The 3112-nt window shown below is 32.6% G+C and carries 3 protein-coding genes and 1 pseudogene; 2 read left to right on the top strand and 2 right to left on the bottom strand.

Annotated elements, in window-relative coordinates; translation table 11 throughout:
* Positions 1–430: 430 nt before the first annotated feature.
* Positions 431–1369 carry a replication initiation protein RepM gene (gene repM / locus MSG93_RS19210; RefSeq protein WP_002046604.1) on the bottom strand — a complete coding sequence of 313 codons (939 nt, stop codon included), beginning with the start codon at positions 1367–1369 and terminating at the stop codon, positions 431–433.
* Between the two features lie 402 nt (positions 1370–1771).
* Between repM and MSG93_RS19205 the strand changes: the two genes are divergently transcribed.
* Positions 1772–2410 (top strand): AAA family ATPase, encoded by a 639-nt coding sequence (locus tag MSG93_RS19205; protein ID WP_000585007.1) that lies wholly within the window; start codon positions 1772–1774, stop codon positions 2408–2410.
* 2 nt (positions 2411–2412) lie between these two features.
* Complete coding sequence (locus tag MSG93_RS19200; RefSeq protein WP_000908082.1) at positions 2413–2700, top strand: hypothetical protein; 288 nt, start codon at positions 2413–2415, stop codon at positions 2698–2700.
* Positions 2701–2886: 186 nt separating this feature from the next.
* Here MSG93_RS19200 and MSG93_RS19195 read toward each other — a convergent pair.
* Positions 2887–3112, bottom strand: a pseudogene (locus tag MSG93_RS19195) (hypothetical protein); the annotation flags it as partial.

The raw sequence follows: 3112 nt of genomic DNA, 5'->3' as shown, positions 1-3112 counted from the left end.
CTCGACTGATAATCAGTGCAGTAACTTTAGCCAATCTCGCTGCAATTTCCATGTCAGGAATTTGTCCACTTATTCCAATGATGATGAGAACTGCAGCATTGACTTAGATCGCCAGTGCTCAGTACTGGCTATCATGTAGCTTTTATCGCTTTAGCGCCTTAACTTATTTAAGTGGCGTAACTTGCATAACTTATGCATCCTATTTAGGTGACCTCAGTTATAGTATTCCGTGTCAGGAATCTGTCCACTTATTCCAATGATGATGAGAACTGCAGCAATAAATTATAAAGGCAGGATAGGTGGTTACTTAACCAGCATAAGTTATGTAACTTATGCTAATTCATATTAAAATCACATGAAAGCAATCTTAATTAAAAACTTAGTATGAAAGGGCGTGGTCTTTTGTTTAAAGTGACAATTAACTAAAGGGTTACTTCTTGTATTTAGGAGCATAACCAACTTCTAACAAATAAGAAAAATACTTTCTAACATTATCGCTATCAAGAAGATCACTTGATATCCTTTCCTGAAAGTCTTCTAGAGTCTCTCCACGATGTGCGAAATCATTACCAAATTTTGGATAGTTAGTAATATCACATAGCTTTTTAGCAAAGAATATACATTGCTTAGCTGTCAATTTATAAGTTGGCTCTAAAGGAGCACTTGTACTCGTTTTATTTTGTTCTTTTTCTTCAAACATGAAATGTAATTCTGAAATATTTCTTCCCTCCTTTTTTTGTATATAAGAAACAGTAATATCCGTAAATTTGTTAATTTGATTTAAAGCTACGGTAAGAACCCTTTTTTTAAAGTCTCCCATCTTTTTATATTCATCTTCTATCAATCCGAGTTTTGATCTAAGCTCATCTATAGAAATATATAACTTACCAGTTGATCTCCAACGTATGAGTAACTCATACAGGCGAATAGCATAAATGCTTGTAAGTGGTGAGATTTGTTTAAGTTCATATCTTGTGAACTTTTCTTCAAGTTTTACAAATAAGGGGATAATATCTGGTGCAAAAATTAGTTGGACGCATCCCTCTTCCTTAACATAACCAACTTTTGAAACCCACCTACTTTTGTATATTCCTATTTTTCCAGTTATAGGATCTACTGCTTTATAATTCAAATGCCGTTCAAAAAGATTATCACATGCAGATTGTAACGCTTCATAAGATGCTTGACGTCCTAAATTAAACTGTTTCATGTATTCAGAAGCATGAATCGTAAGTATAGTATCAGAAGTAAGTTCTTTCTCAATTTCTCGAGCAGCAATGATCGCAATTAATATTAGCCTTTGCTCAGATAGATTTAGTGAATACGATGCTTCAACCAAATTATTATCTTTATATACTATGTTACTCATAGGGAGATATATTAAGGAAAATGTTATAAATAGATATATTGACAATACTACTTAACGTCCACAAATGAAAGTATTTTTAATAAAAGAATTTGTCAACTTATGCACAGAATTTGTCAACTTAGAAACAGGAAAAAGTCAACTTATTGGTAGGAATATGTCAACTCAGAAACAGGAAAAAGTCAACTTATTGGTAGGAATTTGTCAACATATACTTCCTGTATCCCTTTGCTAGTCAAGCTTTGAGCAGAGATATAAATAATAAATTTAAATAAATATATATAAATTCAAAAAGACCATTCTTTTGTGGATAACTTTTTTTTAATTTTTTTTTCATGATAGTTGATTACTTCATAAATCACCGTTAAATTATACACAAACAAACTTACGTAACTTACATAAATTATGATTATCTTAGTTGGTGGTGAAAAAGGCGGTGCTGGTAAAAGCTGTTTAGCTCAAAATCTTGCAGTTTACTTACAACAAAGTCAAAGAGACGTCCTCTTATTAGATGCTGACCCTCAAGGAACAACAACAGATTGGGTCAAAGAAAGAGATGAAAACGATGAATTAAATAATATTCCATCAGTACAAGCATCAGGGAATATACGTTCAGTTTTAAAAGATTTAGATAAAAGATACCAAGATATTATCATTGATGCAGGTGGACAGGATTCTGAAGCATTACGTTCAGCAATGACTATAGCTACACATATGTTATTGCCGTTTAGACCCAAACGAAGAGATCTAAAAACTTTAGATCATATGGAACAAGTTTTAAAATTAGCAAAGACAGTAAATCCAAATCTGAAAGCTAGAGCAATTATTACTCAGTGTCCAACTCTTCCTTCTCAAGTTCAAAGAATTTTAGATGCAAAAGAGGCATGCAAATCATTTGGTATTGATGCATTGAATTCAATCACAACAAATCGAAATGTTTATGATGATGCAGATGAAAATGGGCTTTCGGTTTTTGAAGTAAATAGTGATCCTAAAGCGAAAGCTGAAATTGAAAGTATTGCAAGAGAGTTTTTAGGAGTATAACTATGGCTGGTTTAACTGGGCTAAACAAAAAACCTGAACCTACTGAACAAGATAAAATGTTAGATGCATTTATATCTGGTGCAGAAAAGAGGGTAAAGGCTTTAGAATCAAGTGAAAAAAAATTTATTCGTTACACTTTTTCTCTCAATGAAGATATTAGTAAACTAATTGATGAGCTGGTTGTAAAAGGGCAAAATGCAAGAATAAATCGTTCAAGTATTGTTCGAGCAGCTATAGAAAATTTATCGACATATAGTGCAGATGAATTAAAAGAAATATTAAATAAATAAATAAATTAAAAATATCCCACTTTTTTAAGGGGGATATTTTTTATCCAAGTTAAATTTACTGTAAGTCCCCGGTGAACCCTATAGATATTTTTAAATTCAGCTCAGGCTCTAGCAGTGTGGTGGTAATTTATCTATTTGAGTTATTTTATATGAAGGCGTCCTTTTCTGCACAGACACGGATCTAGGCTATTCAGCTTGGCTGACTGAATTGATGTCATGATGTTTGATGCACATTGTCAAATTCTTTATCAAGCGAAACTCTGAATCAATGCTTGTAATTGTTTCGGCACTGTTGCAAATAGGCTGACATGATAAGCTAAATATCTTATTTATTTCGAGATACAGCAGATGAATCCCTTCCATGGTCGGCACTTTCAAGGTGAAATCATTCTTTGGGCTGTTCGTTGGTATT

The organism is Acinetobacter sp. IK40 (genome assembly GCF_035615075.1).
GTDB lineage: Bacteria > Pseudomonadota > Gammaproteobacteria > Pseudomonadales > Moraxellaceae > Acinetobacter > Acinetobacter courvalinii.
The sequence above is the reverse complement of the archived record's forward strand: the minus strand, read 5'-3'. Positions and strand labels throughout refer to the sequence as shown.